Below are 13,434 nucleotides of genomic sequence, written 5' to 3'. Positions count from 1 at the left end.
CCCGCGCCCCTAGGGAGTTGGGGGTACCGCTCGGAGGCCAGGTGCGGGTGAGTCGTGGTTGCCCGCGCCGTTCCCCGCGCCCCTAAGGGGCAGGCCCCCGCCTTCCAGGGGCGCGGGGAACTGCGCGGCCAGCCTCGGCGTGCCCGCACCTGACGATGTACGTCGACTCCGGGTCTTTAGGGGCGCGGGGAACGGCGCGGGCAACCTCGGCGTGCCCGCACCTGATAACGCACGTCAGCCCTCGGCTTCCAGGGGCGCGGGGAACTGCGCGGGTGACCTCGACTGCCCGCCCCGACCAGCTCAGCGCAGCTGTCCGTTCAGGGCGGCCAGTGTGCGGAGCGTGTGTCGGTCCGGGGACAGGAGCAGCAGGTCCGTCACCGGACCCTTGCGCCACAACTCCAGCCGCTCGGCGATCCGTTCACGCGGCCCGACCAAGGAGATCTCATCCGCGAACGCATCCGGCACGGCCCGCACCGCCTCCTCCCGCCGCCCCGCCAGAAACAGCTCCTGAATCCGCCGGGCCTCCTCCCCGAACCCCATCCGCCCCATCAGATCGGCATGGAAGTTGCGCGCCGCGTGCCCCATCCCGCCGATGTAGAAGCCGAGCATCGCCTTCACGGGCAACAACCCCTCGGCGACGTCGTCGCAGACCTTCGCCCGGGCCATCGGAGCGACGAGGAACCCCTCGGGAGCCGCGCCGAGGGAAGCCTCGTACACCTCGGTCCGCATGGGCGACCAGTACAACGGCAGCCAGCCGTCGGCGATCCGCGTGGTCTGGGCGATGTTCTTCGGCCCCTCGGCCCCCAGGAGGACGGGCAGTTCGGGCCGGAGCGGGTGCGTGATGGGCTTGAGGGCCTTGCCGAGTCCCGTGCCGTCGTCGCCCCGGTACGGGTGCGGGTGGAAGCGGCCGTCCAGTTCGACCGGACCCTCGCGCCGCAGCACCTGCCGTACGACGTCGACGTACTCCCGGGTGGCCGTCAGCGGTGACTTCGGGAACGGGCGCCCGTACCACCCCTCGACGACCTGCGGCCCGGACAGCCCGAGGCCGAGCATCACGCGCCCGCCCGAGAGATGGTCGAGCGTCAGCGCGTGCATCGCCGTCGTGGTGGGGGAGCGGGCCGCCATCTGGGCAACCGCCGTACCCAGCTTGATCCTTGAGGTCTGCGCAGCGATCCAGGTCAGCGGGGTGAAGGCGTCGGAGCCCCAGGACTCGGCGGTCCACACCGAGTCGTAGCCGAGCCGTTCCGCCTCCCGCGCGAGGGGCACATGGTCCGCCGAGGGGCCGCGGCCCCAGTAACCGAGGGCGAGTCCGAGCCGCATACACCACTCCTGACGGTACGTCAGATGCCATCCGGGCCGGGCCGACTGTACGGGAACGGCCCCCCGCCCGGAAGGGCTCCGAGGAGCACCCTGGGCGGGGGGCCGTGACGGACCGGCGGCGACGGGGTCAGCCGCGCTGGATCCCGGACGTGTCCTGCAGTACACCGCGGCGGCCGTCCTGCGTCTGGGCCACCAGGCTCGGACCGCGCTGCTCGACGGCCAAGTACCACGTACCCGGCGCCAGTTCGGCGATCGGCGTGGGCGAACCGTCCTCCGCGAACAGCGGACGGGCCACCGGCACCGCGAACCAGAACGGGGCGAAGTCCCCGGCGGGCTGCTGCGCCTGCGGAGCGTGCGCCTGCTGGGGCTGCTGCGGCTGCGGCTGGCCGGGCTGGCCGCCGAACGGCTGGCCCTGCTGCGGCTGACCGGGCTGACCGCCGAAGGACGGGCCGGGCTGCTGGGCGCCCGGGTAGCCGTAACCACCCTGCGGCTGACCGCCGTAGGGCTGCGGCGCGGCCGGCTTCGGCGGCGGCAGGAGCGCGCCCTTGAGCGCGGGGACCAGTGGGGTGGCGATCGCGGCACCGGCGAGTACCAGGGTGGCGATGAAGCTGAGGATGAGGCCGGTGCCACTGCCGATGGCGTCGCTTCCGCCGTTGTTGTCGAAGCCGCCGGCCGGGTCGAAGATGTTCCCGAGGGCGCTCCACGCGGCGAACACGGTGAAGGCGACACCGAACGGGCCGAGGTCGAGACCGGCGACCTTCGGCGCCTGCGGCAGACCGCGGGCGACGACGATCAGCGCGGCGCCGATGATGCCGGCCAGGGTGACGCTCAGGAGGACCGGGCCACTGCCCCAGGCGTTCGGGATGTCGGCGCTGTCGGGGGCCCCGTCGATCGAGTAGATGTCGAGGAACGACGCGATCAGCAGCAGAACCGCTGCTCCGATCACCACGCCGTCGCCCCTAGTGAGGGAGCGGATATTCACTTCAGGTCCTTCGTCGGTCGTCTCGTCATCGGTAGAGGCGTCGCCGGCACCACGTCGTCGTCGGGCCGTGGTGCGAGGCGCAGGGGTGGCCCCTTATCGTAGGGACGACACTATCGCCCGCCCTACAAGGGTGTCCGCCCGGATGTCCCCTCTGATCGCTACCCGCGCAGGAAACTCACGATTCCCTCAGAGATTCCCTGCGCCGCCTTCTGCCGCCAGGCCCCGCTGGTCAGCCGCGAGACGTCCTTGGTGTCGCGCATGTTGCCGCACTCGATGAACACCTTCGGAACCGTTGACAGATTGAGACCGCCGAGGTCCGTGCGCACATCGAGGCCGGTGCCGTCACCGATGTAGTTGGAGGGCGGGCCGCCGGTGGTGCGCAGGAAACCGCCGGCGACGCGTTCGCCGAGGTCGCGGGACGAGGCCACGATGGGGCGGGTGTCGGCGGCGCCGGAGTGCACCGAGCCGGGCAGGATCACATGGAAGCCGCGGTTGCCGGCCGCCGAGCCGTCCGCGTGGATCGACACGACGGCGTCCGCCTCGGCCTTGTTGCCGATCTCGGCCCGCTCGTCCACGCAGGGGCCCCACGCCCGGTCGCCGTCCTGGGTGAACTTCACCGTGGCGCCCGCCTTCTTGAGGATCGTGCGCAGCCGGTGCGAGACGTCGAGGGTGAACTCGGCTTCCGTGTAACCGGCGTTGGTCGACGTACCCGTCGTGTCGCACTCCTTCCAGTTCGTACCGATGTTCACCTTGCGGTTGATGTCGGACGGGTGCCGGAAGTTGCCGGGGTTGTGCCCGGGGTCGATGACGACGACCTTGCCCTGGAGGGACCCGGACCCGGCGGGGGCGGAGGAGCCGGGCTCTTCGCCGCCGCCCGACTGGCCGGCGCCGCCGCCGGTCTGCTCCTTGCCGTCGTCGGAAGGGGCGGGCAATACGGACGAGGGCGCGGACGCCGACGCCGAGGTCTGTGCGGCCGCCGATCCGTCCCTGCCCTCGTCGGAGTCGCCCACCGCCTGCCACACCAGCCAGCCGACCAGGGCTCCCGGTACGAGCGCACCGACGGCGACGATCAGGGGTCCGCGCAGGGGGTGGCGCGGGGGGCGTGGGGGTTCGAAGTCCGGGCCTACGTATGACACGGCCAACACCTTACGGGTCGGCCGGTCGGTGTGCGGGGCAGGAGGGGGCCAGGTGGCTCCCTCAGATCCCCTCGCCGGTGCGCCGCAGCACCCGCAGCGAGTCCGTCGCCGAGACCTCCGTGAACGCGCCGGACTCCAGCGCCCGCAGGTACACGCGGTACGGCGCCTGCCCCGTGAACTCGTCCACCGGATCCGGGAACACGTCATGGATGAGCAGCAGTCCGCCCTCGGCCACATGGGGCGCCCAGCCCTCGTAGTCGCCGCTCGCGTGCTCGTCGGTGTGGCCGCCGTCGATGAAGACGAGTCCGAGGGGGGAGTTCCAGAAGGCGGCGATCTGCGGGGATCGGCCGACGACCGCGACCACGTGGTCCTCCAGGCCGGCCCGGTGGAGCGTACGGCGGAAGGTCGGCAGGGTGTCCATGCGGCCCAGCTCCGGGTCGACCGTGGCGGGGTCGTGGTACTCCCAGCCGGGCTGCTGCTCCTCGCTGCCGCGGTGGTGGTCGACGGTGATCGCCGTGACACCGGCCGTGCGCGCGGCGTCGGCGAGCAGGATCGTCGACCGCCCGCAGTACGTGCCGACCTCCAGCAGCGGCAGCCCGAGCCGTCCCGCCTCGACGGCGGCCTCGTACAGGGCGAGCCCTTCCCCCACGGGCATGAACCCCTTCGCCCCCTCGAACGCGGCGAGCACTTCGGACGCGGGTGCCATGGAGTCCCTCCAGGTCGGACGTACGTGTCCGGCCATGCTCCCCCACCCGACCGCGGGCGCCCCACGGGGCCCCACGTACAGGGACGCGGGGAACCACGCGCCCAGCCCCGAGGTGCCCGCACCTGACGACGCACGCCAGCCCCCGGCTTCCAGGGGCGCGGGGAACGGCGCGCCCAGCCCTGAGGTGCCCGCACCTGACGACGTACGTCAGCTCCCGGCCCCTAGGGGCGCGGGGAACTGCGCGGCCAACCACGACGGGCCCGCAGCCGGCCGTCTGCCCCCTGCGGGCGAGCGTCGGATCCTTCTGCGGGTCAGTCGTTGCTGAGCGCGCAGTTCCCCGCGCCCCTTAAGGGCGCCCTTCGGGCTGCCCAGCCGGGGCATACGGGTGCGGGTCTGCTGTGGCTGGCCGCGCAGTTCCCCGCGCCCCTGACGGGCGCCCTTCGGGCTGCCCGCCGGGGCGTCGTGGCCGGGCGCGTGCCCGGGCGGCGGCGCGCTACGCCAATACCGTCGCGCCCGGAAGCGCGAGGTCCACCTCGACCGACCGCTCCCCACCGGGGTGACTCGCCCCGGAGGCCAGCGGCCCATGCCCACCCGCCGTGACGGCAAGGACGTACGCCCCCTCCGCCGGCACGGCGAGCGCGTACCCGCCGTCCGCGGAGGACAGCGTCGCCCCCGCCTGCCGCCCTCGCCGGTCGATCAGCGTGACCTTGGCCCGCGCGACCGGCGCACCGTCGGAGGTGAGGACACGCCCACGGAACCCGCCCGGGTTCGTGTCGAGCGCAGACATCGGCATCGGTATCGGGTCCTCGCTGGAAGCGACGAGATGCGGCTTCGCCGGATCGGCCGCCGCCCGCCGCCCCGGCAGGAACGCCGCGAACACCAGCCCCAGCAGCACCGCACCCGTAGCGATCATGAACGACACTCGGAACCCGTGCATCGTGGGAACGGCGACCCCACCCACCTGGTCCGCGGTGTTCGCCAGCACCATCCCGATCACGGCGCTCGACACGGACGTACCGATCGAACGCATCAACGTGTTGAGCCCGTTCGCCGCACCCGTCTCCGACGCCGGCACCGCGCCGATGATCAGCGCGGGCAGCGAGGAGTAAGCGAGTCCGATACCCGCGCCCAGCACCACCGCGATCACGATGGTCTGCCAGGCGGCACTCATCAGGCCGAGCCCGGCACCGTACCCGACCGCGATGATCAGCATGCCGATCATCAGGGTGACCTTGGGGCCGTACTTGGCGGAGATACGGGCGTACACCGGCGCCGTGAACATCATCGTCAGCCCGAGGGGCGCCACGCACAGACCCGCCACGACCATGGACTGGCCGAGGCCGTAACCGGTCGACGCGGGCAGCTGGAGCAGCTGTGGCAGGACGAGGGAGACGGCGTAGAAGGCGACCCCGACCATGATCGAGGCGAGGTTCGTGAAGAGGACGGCCGGGCGGGCCGTGGTGCGCAGGTCGACCAGCGGAGCCTTCACGCGCAGCTCCATCACACCCCACAGCAGGAGGACGGCCACCGCCGCGCCGAACAGGCCGAGCGTCGTGCCGGACGTCCAGCCCCAGTCGCTGCCCTTGGTGATCGGCAGGAGGAAGAGGACAAGACCGGCGGAGAGTCCGAGTGCGCCCAGGATGTCGAAGGTGCCCACGGCACGCATCGGCGACTCGGGTACGAAGACCAGGGTGAGCACGATCGAGAGGACGCCGAGGCCCGCCGAGCCGAAGAACAGCGCGTGCCAGTCGGCGTGCTGCGCCACCAGCGCCGCGACCGGCAGCGCGAGTCCGCCGCCGACGCCGATCGAGGAGCTCATCAGGGCCATCGCCGAGCCGAGCTTCTCCCGCGGCAGCCCGTCGCGCATCAGACCGATGCCGAGCGGGATGGCGCCCATCGCGAAGCCCTGGAGGGCGCGGCCGACGATCATCACGAGCAGTTCGCTGGTGAACCCGGCGACGAGCGAGCCCACGACCATGACAGCGAGGCTGGCTATCAGCATGCGCCGCTTGCCGTAGAGGTCACCGAGGCGGCCCATGATCGGCGTGGACACGGCGCCCGCGAGCAGGGTCGAGGTCATGACCCAGGTGGCGTTGCCGGGGGAGGTGCCCAGCAGCTCCGGCAGGTCCTTGATGACCGGCACGAGCAGGGTCTGCATCACCGCGACAACGATGCCCGCGAAGGCCAGTACCGGGACGATTCCGCTGCCGCTCGGCCTTCGGGTGCGCGGGTCCGTCGTTGTCCGGGTCATTCGTGCGGCCTCCAGAGGCATGAGAGGGGTAGGCGCAGGGTGAACCCCGTGCGCCCAGGCAACTATTCCGTTGCTTCGGGCCGCTAACGAATTCTTGACCTTCTCATTGCATCCACCCCTACGTCCGCCTCCTCCCGGACGTCCCGGACCTTCCCTAGGAATGGAACGTGTTCTAGTCTCCCGCCCTACCGGACCGTGGACCGTGGACCGTGGGAGAGCGAGCCATGAGCACGAAGGCAAAGGCGAGCACGAAGGCGAGCACGAGGGCGAGACCTGCGACGAACACGAAGGCGTACGTCGTCGGTGTGGGCATGACCAGGTTCGAGAAGCCGGAGACGCGCGACTGGCAGTACTGGGACATGGCACGGGAGGCGGGCACCGGCGCCCTCACCGACGCCGGGATCCCGTACGACGCGGTGGAGCAGGTCCCCGTCGGGTACTGCTTCCAGGCCTCCACGGCCGGACAGCGGGCCGCGTACGAACTCGGCCTCAGCGGTGTGCCCGTCTACAACGTCAACAACAACTGCGCGACCGGCGCCACCGCGCTGATGCTCGCGCGGCAGTTCGTCGAGGGCGGCGCGAGCGACTGCGTACTGGCGCTGGGCTTCGAGAAGATGACGCGCGGGGCTTTGGGCGGCGGGTCCGACGGCGGTGACTTCAAGACGTCACCGGTCGCTCGCCATTACGCCGTCATGGCGGCCCGGCACGGCTTCGAGATGACACCGCCCACCGCCCAGATCTTCGGGAACGCGGCGCGCGAGCACATGGAGAAGTACGGCACCACGCAGGCGCAGCTCGCGGCCGTGGGCGCCAAGAACCACCGGCACTCGGTGAACAATCCGTACGCCCAGTTCCAGGACGAGTACTCGCTCGACGAGATCCTCGCCGCGCGGACCGTGCACTCCCCGCTGACCAAACTCCAGTGCTCGCCCACCTCGGACGGGGCGGCGGCCGCCGTCGTCGTGTCGGAGCGTTTCGTCGAGCGGCACGGGCTGGGGGAGCGGGCCGTGGAGATCGTCGCGCAGGCGATGACCACGGACACGGAGGAGTCGTTCGCCTCCGGGTCGTGCGTCGACGTCGTCGGGCAGCCGATGTCACGGGCCGCCGCCCGGCAGGTGTACGACAGCGCCGGGCTCGGCATCGAGGACGTCGACGTCGTGGAACTGCACGACTGCTTCTCCGTCAACGAACTGCTGACCTACGAGGCGCTCGGCATGTGCGAGCCCGGGGAGTCCGGCGAACTCGTCGAGTCGGGCGCCACGACGTACGGCGGCCGGTGGGTCGTGAACCCCTCGGGAGGGCTCATCTCGAAGGGGCATCCGCTGGGGGCCACCGGTATCGCGCAGATCGCCGAGCTGACCTGGCAGCTGCGGGGTGAGGCGGGGGCACGGCAGGTGGCCGGCGCCCGGGTGGGGCTCGCGCACAACATCGGGCTCGGGGGAGCGGCGGTGGTGACACTCCTCAGGCACGCCGCCGCCTGACTGGGCACCCGGACCTGCGGCGGGACTTCGCGGACACGACCGACCTAGGTCCTGCGGTGGATCGGCCGTGCGGCGAAATTCTGATGTACGGGGCAGTGGGCCGCTGCGACCATGACTCCTATGCCTCCGCCCAGAGCCTCCGAATCCGCCTCCGAATCCGCCTCCGCCTCCGAATCCGCCTCCGCAGCCGAAGCCGCGGCCGTGCCTGCACCTGCGTCCGCGTCCGCGTCCGAGGGGATACCCGCGTCCCGTCGTCCCGCGCCGCCCACCTGGGTGGTGGTAGCGCTGGCCTGCGCGGGCCAGTTCCTCGTCGTCCTCGACGTGTCGGTCGTCAACGTGGCGCTGCCGTCGATGCGGGCCGACCTGGGACTGAGCGCGCCGGGACTCCAATGGGTCGTCAACGCGTACACGATCGCCTTTGCCGGCTTCATGCTGCTCGGCGGCCGGGCGGGCGACTTGTTCGGGCGCAAGCGGATGTTCCTGGTCGGGCTGGCCCTGTTCACGCTGGCCTCGCTGGCGGGCGGACTCGCGCAGGCGGAGTGGCAGTTGCTGGCGGCGCGGGCTGTACAGGGTCTTGGCGCGGCCGTACTCGCCCCCTCCACACTGACGATCCTGACCTCGGCCGTCCCGGAAGGGCCCCCGCGCGCCCGTGCCATAGCGACCTGGACCGCGGTCGGCGGAGGCGGCGGCGCGGCGGGCGGGCTCGTCGGCGGACTCCTCGTCGACGCGCTGAACTGGCGCTGGGTCCTGCTGATCAACGTGCCGGTCGGTGCGGTGGTGCTGGCCGGCGCACTGTTCTGGCTCGCCGAGAGCCGGGTCGGCGGCAGCAGGCGGCTCGACCTGCCGGGTGCCGTACTGGTGACATCGGGCCTCGCGACCCTCGCGTACGGGATCGTGCAGACCGAGGCCGAGGGGTGGGCGTCGGCCGCGACACTGGTCCCGCTGGCCGCCGGGGCCGCACTGATCGGACTCTTCCTGCTCGTCGAGGCACGCACGAAGGCGCCGCTGATGCCGCTGAAGCTGTTCCGGCTGAGGTCGGTCTCCTCGGCGAACGTGTCGATGTTCCTGTGCGGTTCGGCGATGTTCTGCATGTGGTTCTTCATGACGCTGTACGCGCAGAACGTGCTCGGCTACTCGCCCCTGGAAGCCGGACTCGCGCTCGTGCCCAGCTCGCTCGCGGTGATCCTGGGCTCGAAGGCGGCGCCCAGGTTCATGCCGGTGATCGGGGCGCGCAAGGTCGCGGTGCTCGGGGTACTGGTGGCGGCGGTGGGGTTCGGGTGGCAGTCCCGGATGGGCGCCGAGGGGGCGTACCTCACCGACGTCATGTTCCCCGGCGTCCTCATGATGCTCGGGGCCGGGCTCGCCACGACGCCGCTCGCCGCGCTGGCCACGTCGGGGACGGGGCCGGGGGACGCGGGGCTGGTCTCCGGGCTGGTGAACACCTCGCGCACGATGGGGGGTTCGCTCGGTCTCTCCGTGATGGCCACGATCGCCGCGGCGCGGACCGGAAGTGGGAACGGGGGAGAGGGATCGCCTGTGGCGCTCACCGAGGGGTACGCGCTGGTCTTCCGCACGGGGTGCGGGGTGCTGCTCGGCGGGGCGGTGCTGATGTGGGTGTGGCTGCCGCGGGGGGTTGGGGCGCGACATTGACCACGCCCCCAAAGGGGCACCCCTGCGGCAGCGCCGCTTCTTGGGGGCGCGGGGAACGGCGCACTCCGCGGCGACGGGCGTGCAGCCGTCAACCGGCCCGCTTTTGGGGGGGCGCGGGGAACTGCGCAGTCAGCTACGACGGGCCCGCAACCGTAGACCGGCCCGTCTTTAGGGGCGCGGGGAACTGCGCACTCCGCCACGACGGGCCCGCAGCCGTAGACCCACCCGCCGCTCTAAGGGGCGCGGGGATCGGCGCGACCAGCACCGACGGACCGCAGCCGACAACGCCTGACGCCCCGCCGCGCCCACGCGGGCCCGCGAAAGGCCTACAACCACCCCTGGTGCCGAGCCTCCCGCATGGCCTCCATGCGATTACGGGTCGCCGTCTTACCGATCGCCGAGCTGAGGTAGTTGCGAACAGTCGACTCGGAAAGACTCAGCTTGGACGCGATGTCCGCAACCGTCGCACCATCCACAGACGCCTTCAGCACATCGCACTCACGAGCAGTGAGCGGATTGGGCCCGGCCCCCAACGCGGCCGCCGCGAGCGCCGGATCGATCACAGTCTCCCCGGTCAGCACTCGACGGATCGCCCGCGCCAACTCCTCCACGGGCCCGTCCTTGACGAGAAACCCCGCCGCGCCCGCCTCCATGGCCCGCCGCAGATAACCGGGCCGGCCGAAGGTGGTGAGGATCAGCACCCGGCAGTCGGGCGCCTCGTCCCGCAGCAGCGTGGCGGCGTCGAGACCGCTGATGCCGGGCAGTTCGATGTCCAGCAGGGCGACATCGGGCCGGGACTCCAGGGCCGCCCCCACGATGGCGTCGCCCGTCCCGACCTGCGCCACCACCTCGATGTCCGCCTCAAGACCGAGGAGCAGGGCCAACGCGCCCCGCATCATCCCCTGATCCTCGGCGAGCAGCACACGAATGGACTTGGCAGGCCGATGATCCTGAGGCATCTCGTTCACACCCCAACTCTAGGCCGCCCCGAAACGACACACCTGTCCACGACGACCCACCCGTCTTAAGGGACGCGGGGAACGGCGCACACACCCCCACCCCCTCACACCGCAGCCACCCCCACCCCCACCACCTCCCCCGGAAGCTCTGCCGTCACCACGAACCCACCCCGCGCCCCCGGCCCCGCCTCCAACGAACCTCCCGCCGCCGCGAGCCGCTCGGTCAGCCCCTTCAACTCACCCCGGTCCCACCGACACCCGGCAGAACGGACGACGGCCGCACGACCGACGACCGCCCGCCGGACACCCCCGCGCCGTCGTCCGAGACCCGCACCCGAACCCGTTCCGACCCCCGTCCACCGTGATCGAACAGCGGCGAGCGCCACTGTGCCGCACGGCATTGGTGACGGCCTCCCGCACGACCCACCCCAGCAACGCCTCGGCCCGCGCGGACACCGTCCACGGCCCGCACCGCGCCGAAGGCTTTCACCACCCCGGCGAGGGAGACAGCCGCCCCCGCACCCATGTCCGTACTGCACCCGTCCCTGTCTTCGTCATGGGTACGACGCTACGAGCGGCGGCGGGGCGCGGCAGATGTGCGTGTACGGACTCGGGCAGGACAAATGTCACCGCCGGGGCCAGGGTGGGCGCGCACCCCGCCATCATCTGACATGGCGTCAGGAGTCTTCACATGTGCCCGGGGCTCGGCTATACAGGGGATCGCCGGTACTGGAACGCGTTCTAGAACAGGCGGGTTCCGGGTTCCCGGCCCAGAGTCGACCTCGGTGCGGCCGACGGTGCGGACGGCCGCGCCGGGGTCTTCCCGTACCCGTCCGTACCCGCTCATACCCGTCCGTACCCGCCCTCGCCCTCCCCTCGTCCTTGTCCTCCGGTGTTTTCCGTGCGGCAGTCAGGAGCCCCATGCCCATCGACGTTGCCCAGGCACTCGCGGCCGAGCCCCGGTCCGCCGGGATCGCCTGGGATCACAAGGACGTCCAGCTCTACCACCTCGGCCTCGGCGCCGGTGCGAACCCCGACCGGGACACCCCCGCGACCGACCCCGACGAACTGCGCTACACCCTGGAGTCCAGACTGCACGTCCTGCCGAGCTTCGCGACCGTCGCGGGCGCGGGCTCCCCGGGCGTGATCAGCGGACTCTCCATGCCGGGCGTCGACGTCAACCTCGCCCACGTCCTGCACGGCGGCCAGACCGTCACGCTGCACCGGCCGATCCCGGTCGCGGGCGAGGCGGTCGCCACCGCCCGGATCGCCGCCGTGTACGACAAGGGCAAGGCCGCCGTCCTCGTCGTACGCACCGAGGTCGTCGACGCGGCCGGGCCGCTGTGGACCAACGACGCCCAGATCTTCGTACGCGGCGAAGGCGGTTTCGGCGGCGACCGGGGCCCCTCCACCCGCCCCGAACCGCCGACAGGCGCGCCGGACCGGACGGTCGAACGCCCGATCCGCGAGGACCAGGCGCTCCTGTACCGGCTCTCCGGCGACTGGAACCCGCTGCACGCCGACCCCGAGTTCGCCAAGCTGGCCGGCTTCGACCGGCCGATCCTGCACGGGCTGTGCACGTACGGGATGACGCTGAAGGCGGTCGTGGACACCGTGCTCGGCGGCGATGTCGCCCGGGTCCGCTCCTTCGCCACGCGCTTCGCCGGGGTGGTGTACCCGGGCGAGACCCTGCGCATCCGCATGTGGGAGGAGGACGGCCGGGTCCGGGTGACGGCGGTCGCGGCCGAACGCGACGACGCGCCGGTCCTCACCGACACCGTCGTCGAACACACCTGAGTGCCGAACACGCCTGGGTGCCGAGCACACCTGAGTGTCGTACGTACGTTTCCGAGGGGAGCCGCACCATGCGCGCAGCCGTACTGCAGGAGATCGGCCAGGACAAGCTGGAGGTATTCGACGACGTCGAGGCGACGGGCTTCGGACCGGGCCGGGTACGGATCCGGGTGCGGGCCACCGGCCTGTGCCACTCGGACCTCTCGGCGATGGCCGGGGTGCTGCCGCAGCCCGCGCCGTTCATCCCCGGGCACGAGGGAGCGGGCGAGGTCCTGGAGGTCGGCGAGGGCGTCACCAACGCCAAGGCCGGGGACCGGGTCGTCGTCTGCTGGCTGCCCGCGTGCGGCGCGTGTCCCGCCTGCAAACGCGGCCAGACCGAGCTGTGTCTCGCCGGGTTCATGAACGCCGGCACCGCCAACTTCAAGCGCCCCGGCGGCGATGTGTTCGGCTTCGCGGGCACCGGGACCTTCACGGAAGAGGTCGTCGTCGACGCGGGCTGCGCCGTGCCGATCCCGGACGACGTGCCCTTCGACATCGCCGCCCTCATCGGCTGCGGGGTCACCACGGGACTCGGCGCCGCCCTCAACACCGCCGATGTGGAGGCCGGTTCGTCGGTCGCCGTCATCGGCTGCGGAGGCGTCGGGGTCTCCGCGATCCAGGGCGCCAGGCTCCGTGGCGCCGCGGAGATCGTCGCCGTCGACCCCGTGCTCTCGCGCCGCGAGGCCGCGCTGCGGTTCGGCGCCACCAAGGCCGTCTCGCCCGACGAACTCCCCGACGCCAAGCAGTCGGTGACCGCGGGCGAGGGCTTCGACTACGTCTTCGAGGTCGTCGGCCGCTCCGCCACCGCCCGCACGGCGTACGAGAACACCCGCCGCGGCGGCACCCTGGTCGTCGTGGGCGCGGGCGCCATGGACGACTTCCTCCAGCTCAACATGTTCGAGCTGTTCTTCGACGAGAAGCGGATCCTGCCGTCCATGTACGGCGGAGGGGACGTCCTGCGGTCCTACGAGCGGACCATCGCGCTGTGGCGCGCCGGGCGCATCGACCTGGAGGGCCTGATCACGCACCGGGTGCCTCTCGGCGACATCAACGAGGCGCTCGACCAGATGCGTACGGGTGTTTCGCTGCGTACGTGCATCGAGATCTGAAGGGACT

Annotated in this window: 10 protein-coding genes and 1 pseudogene; 4 read left to right on the top strand and 7 right to left on the bottom strand. The window is 71.8% G+C overall.

Annotated features, from left to right (window positions below; genetic code table 11):
• Positions 1–300: 300 nt before the first annotated feature.
• From IE278_RS34595 to IE278_RS34575, 5 genes are all read right to left on the bottom strand, one after another.
• Positions 301–1,320 (bottom strand): LLM class F420-dependent oxidoreductase, encoded by a 1,020-nt coding sequence (locus IE278_RS34595; RefSeq protein WP_189778331.1) that lies wholly within the window; start codon positions 1,318–1,320, stop codon positions 301–303.
• Positions 1,321–1,447: 127 nt separating this feature from the next.
• Positions 1,448–2,302 carry a hypothetical protein gene (locus IE278_RS34590; protein WP_189778329.1) on the bottom strand — a complete coding sequence of 285 codons (855 nt, stop codon included), beginning with the start codon at positions 2,300–2,302 and terminating at the stop codon, positions 1,448–1,450.
• A 158-nt stretch (positions 2,303–2,460) separates the two neighbouring features.
• Positions 2,461–3,438 carry an N-acetylmuramoyl-L-alanine amidase gene (locus tag IE278_RS34585; protein WP_189778327.1) on the bottom strand — a complete coding sequence of 326 codons (978 nt, stop codon included), beginning with the start codon at positions 3,436–3,438 and terminating at the stop codon, positions 2,461–2,463.
• Between the two features lie 61 nt (positions 3,439–3,499).
• Positions 3,500–4,144 (bottom strand): class I SAM-dependent methyltransferase, encoded by a 645-nt coding sequence (locus tag IE278_RS34580; protein WP_189778325.1) that lies wholly within the window; start codon positions 4,142–4,144, stop codon positions 3,500–3,502.
• Positions 4,145–4,637: 493 nt separating this feature from the next.
• Complete coding sequence (locus IE278_RS34575) at positions 4,638–6,395, bottom strand: MFS transporter (protein WP_189778323.1); 1,758 nt, start codon at positions 6,393–6,395, stop codon at positions 4,638–4,640.
• A 224-nt stretch (positions 6,396–6,619) separates the two neighbouring features.
• On the opposite strand from IE278_RS34575, the gene IE278_RS34570 reads away from it, so the two are divergent.
• Both IE278_RS34570 and IE278_RS34565 read left to right on the top strand, forming a co-directional pair.
• A complete protein-coding gene (locus IE278_RS34570) occupies positions 6,620–7,876 on the top strand; it encodes a lipid-transfer protein (RefSeq protein WP_189778321.1) in 1,257 nt (418 codons plus the stop codon).
• A gap of 120 nt (positions 7,877–7,996) precedes the next feature.
• Positions 7,997–9,526, top strand: coding sequence for a DHA2 family efflux MFS transporter permease subunit (locus IE278_RS34565; protein WP_189778319.1), 1,530 nt, complete (start codon positions 7,997–7,999; stop codon positions 9,524–9,526).
• 326 nt (positions 9,527–9,852) lie between these two features.
• Here IE278_RS34565 and IE278_RS34560 read toward each other — a convergent pair whose 3' ends face one another.
• Positions 9,853–10,485, bottom strand: coding sequence for a response regulator transcription factor (locus tag IE278_RS34560; RefSeq protein ID WP_189778400.1), 633 nt, complete (start codon positions 10,483–10,485; stop codon positions 9,853–9,855).
• A 104-nt stretch (positions 10,486–10,589) separates the two neighbouring features.
• Positions 10,590–10,959, bottom strand: a pseudogene (locus tag IE278_RS42570) (ATP-binding protein); the annotation flags it as partial.
• Positions 10,960–11,406: 447 nt separating this feature from the next.
• Here IE278_RS42570 and chsH3 point away from each other — a divergent pair.
• Together chsH3 and IE278_RS34550 are read left to right on the top strand one after the other, a co-directional pair.
• Positions 11,407–12,282, top strand: a complete 876-nt coding sequence (gene chsH3 / locus IE278_RS34555) for an enoyl-CoA hydratase ChsH3 (RefSeq protein WP_189778317.1) — start codon at positions 11,407–11,409, stop codon at positions 12,280–12,282.
• A gap of 68 nt (positions 12,283–12,350) precedes the next feature.
• A complete protein-coding gene (locus IE278_RS34550) occupies positions 12,351–13,427 on the top strand; it encodes a Zn-dependent alcohol dehydrogenase (protein WP_189778315.1) in 1,077 nt (358 codons plus the stop codon).
• Positions 13,428–13,434: the final 7 nt, after the last annotated feature.

The sequence above is a fragment of the Streptomyces tauricus genome (genome assembly GCF_014650955.1).
GTDB classification, from domain to species: Bacteria; Actinomycetota; Actinomycetes; order Streptomycetales; family Streptomycetaceae; genus Streptomyces; species Streptomyces tauricus.
Note: the sequence above shows the minus strand (reverse complement) of the source record. Positions and strands in the feature narration are given on the sequence as shown.

What these genes read in the sequence shown, in the direction of transcription:
- IE278_RS34595 (WP_189778331.1), bottom strand. Translation starts at nt 1,320, where the DNA reads ATGCGGCTCGGACTCGCCCTCGGTTACTGGGGCCGCGGCCCCTCGGCG.
- chsH3 (WP_189778317.1), top strand. Translation starts at nt 11,407, where the DNA reads ATGCCCATCGACGTTGCCCAGGCACTCGCGGCCGAGCCCCGGTCCGCC.
- IE278_RS34570 (WP_189778321.1), top strand. Translation starts at nt 6,620, where the DNA reads ATGAGCACGAAGGCAAAGGCGAGCACGAAGGCGAGCACGAGGGCGAGA.
- IE278_RS34565 (WP_189778319.1), top strand. Translation starts at nt 7,997, where the DNA reads ATGCCTCCGCCCAGAGCCTCCGAATCCGCCTCCGAATCCGCCTCCGCC.
- IE278_RS34550 (WP_189778315.1), top strand. Translation starts at nt 12,351, where the DNA reads ATGCGCGCAGCCGTACTGCAGGAGATCGGCCAGGACAAGCTGGAGGTA.
- IE278_RS34580 (WP_189778325.1), bottom strand. Translation starts at nt 4,144, where the DNA reads ATGGCACCCGCGTCCGAAGTGCTCGCCGCGTTCGAGGGGGCGAAGGGG.
- IE278_RS34560 (WP_189778400.1), bottom strand. Translation starts at nt 10,485, where the DNA reads ATGCCTCAGGATCATCGGCCTGCCAAGTCCATTCGTGTGCTGCTCGCC.
- IE278_RS34575 (WP_189778323.1), bottom strand. Translation starts at nt 6,395, where the DNA reads ATGACCCGGACAACGACGGACCCGCGCACCCGAAGGCCGAGCGGCAGC.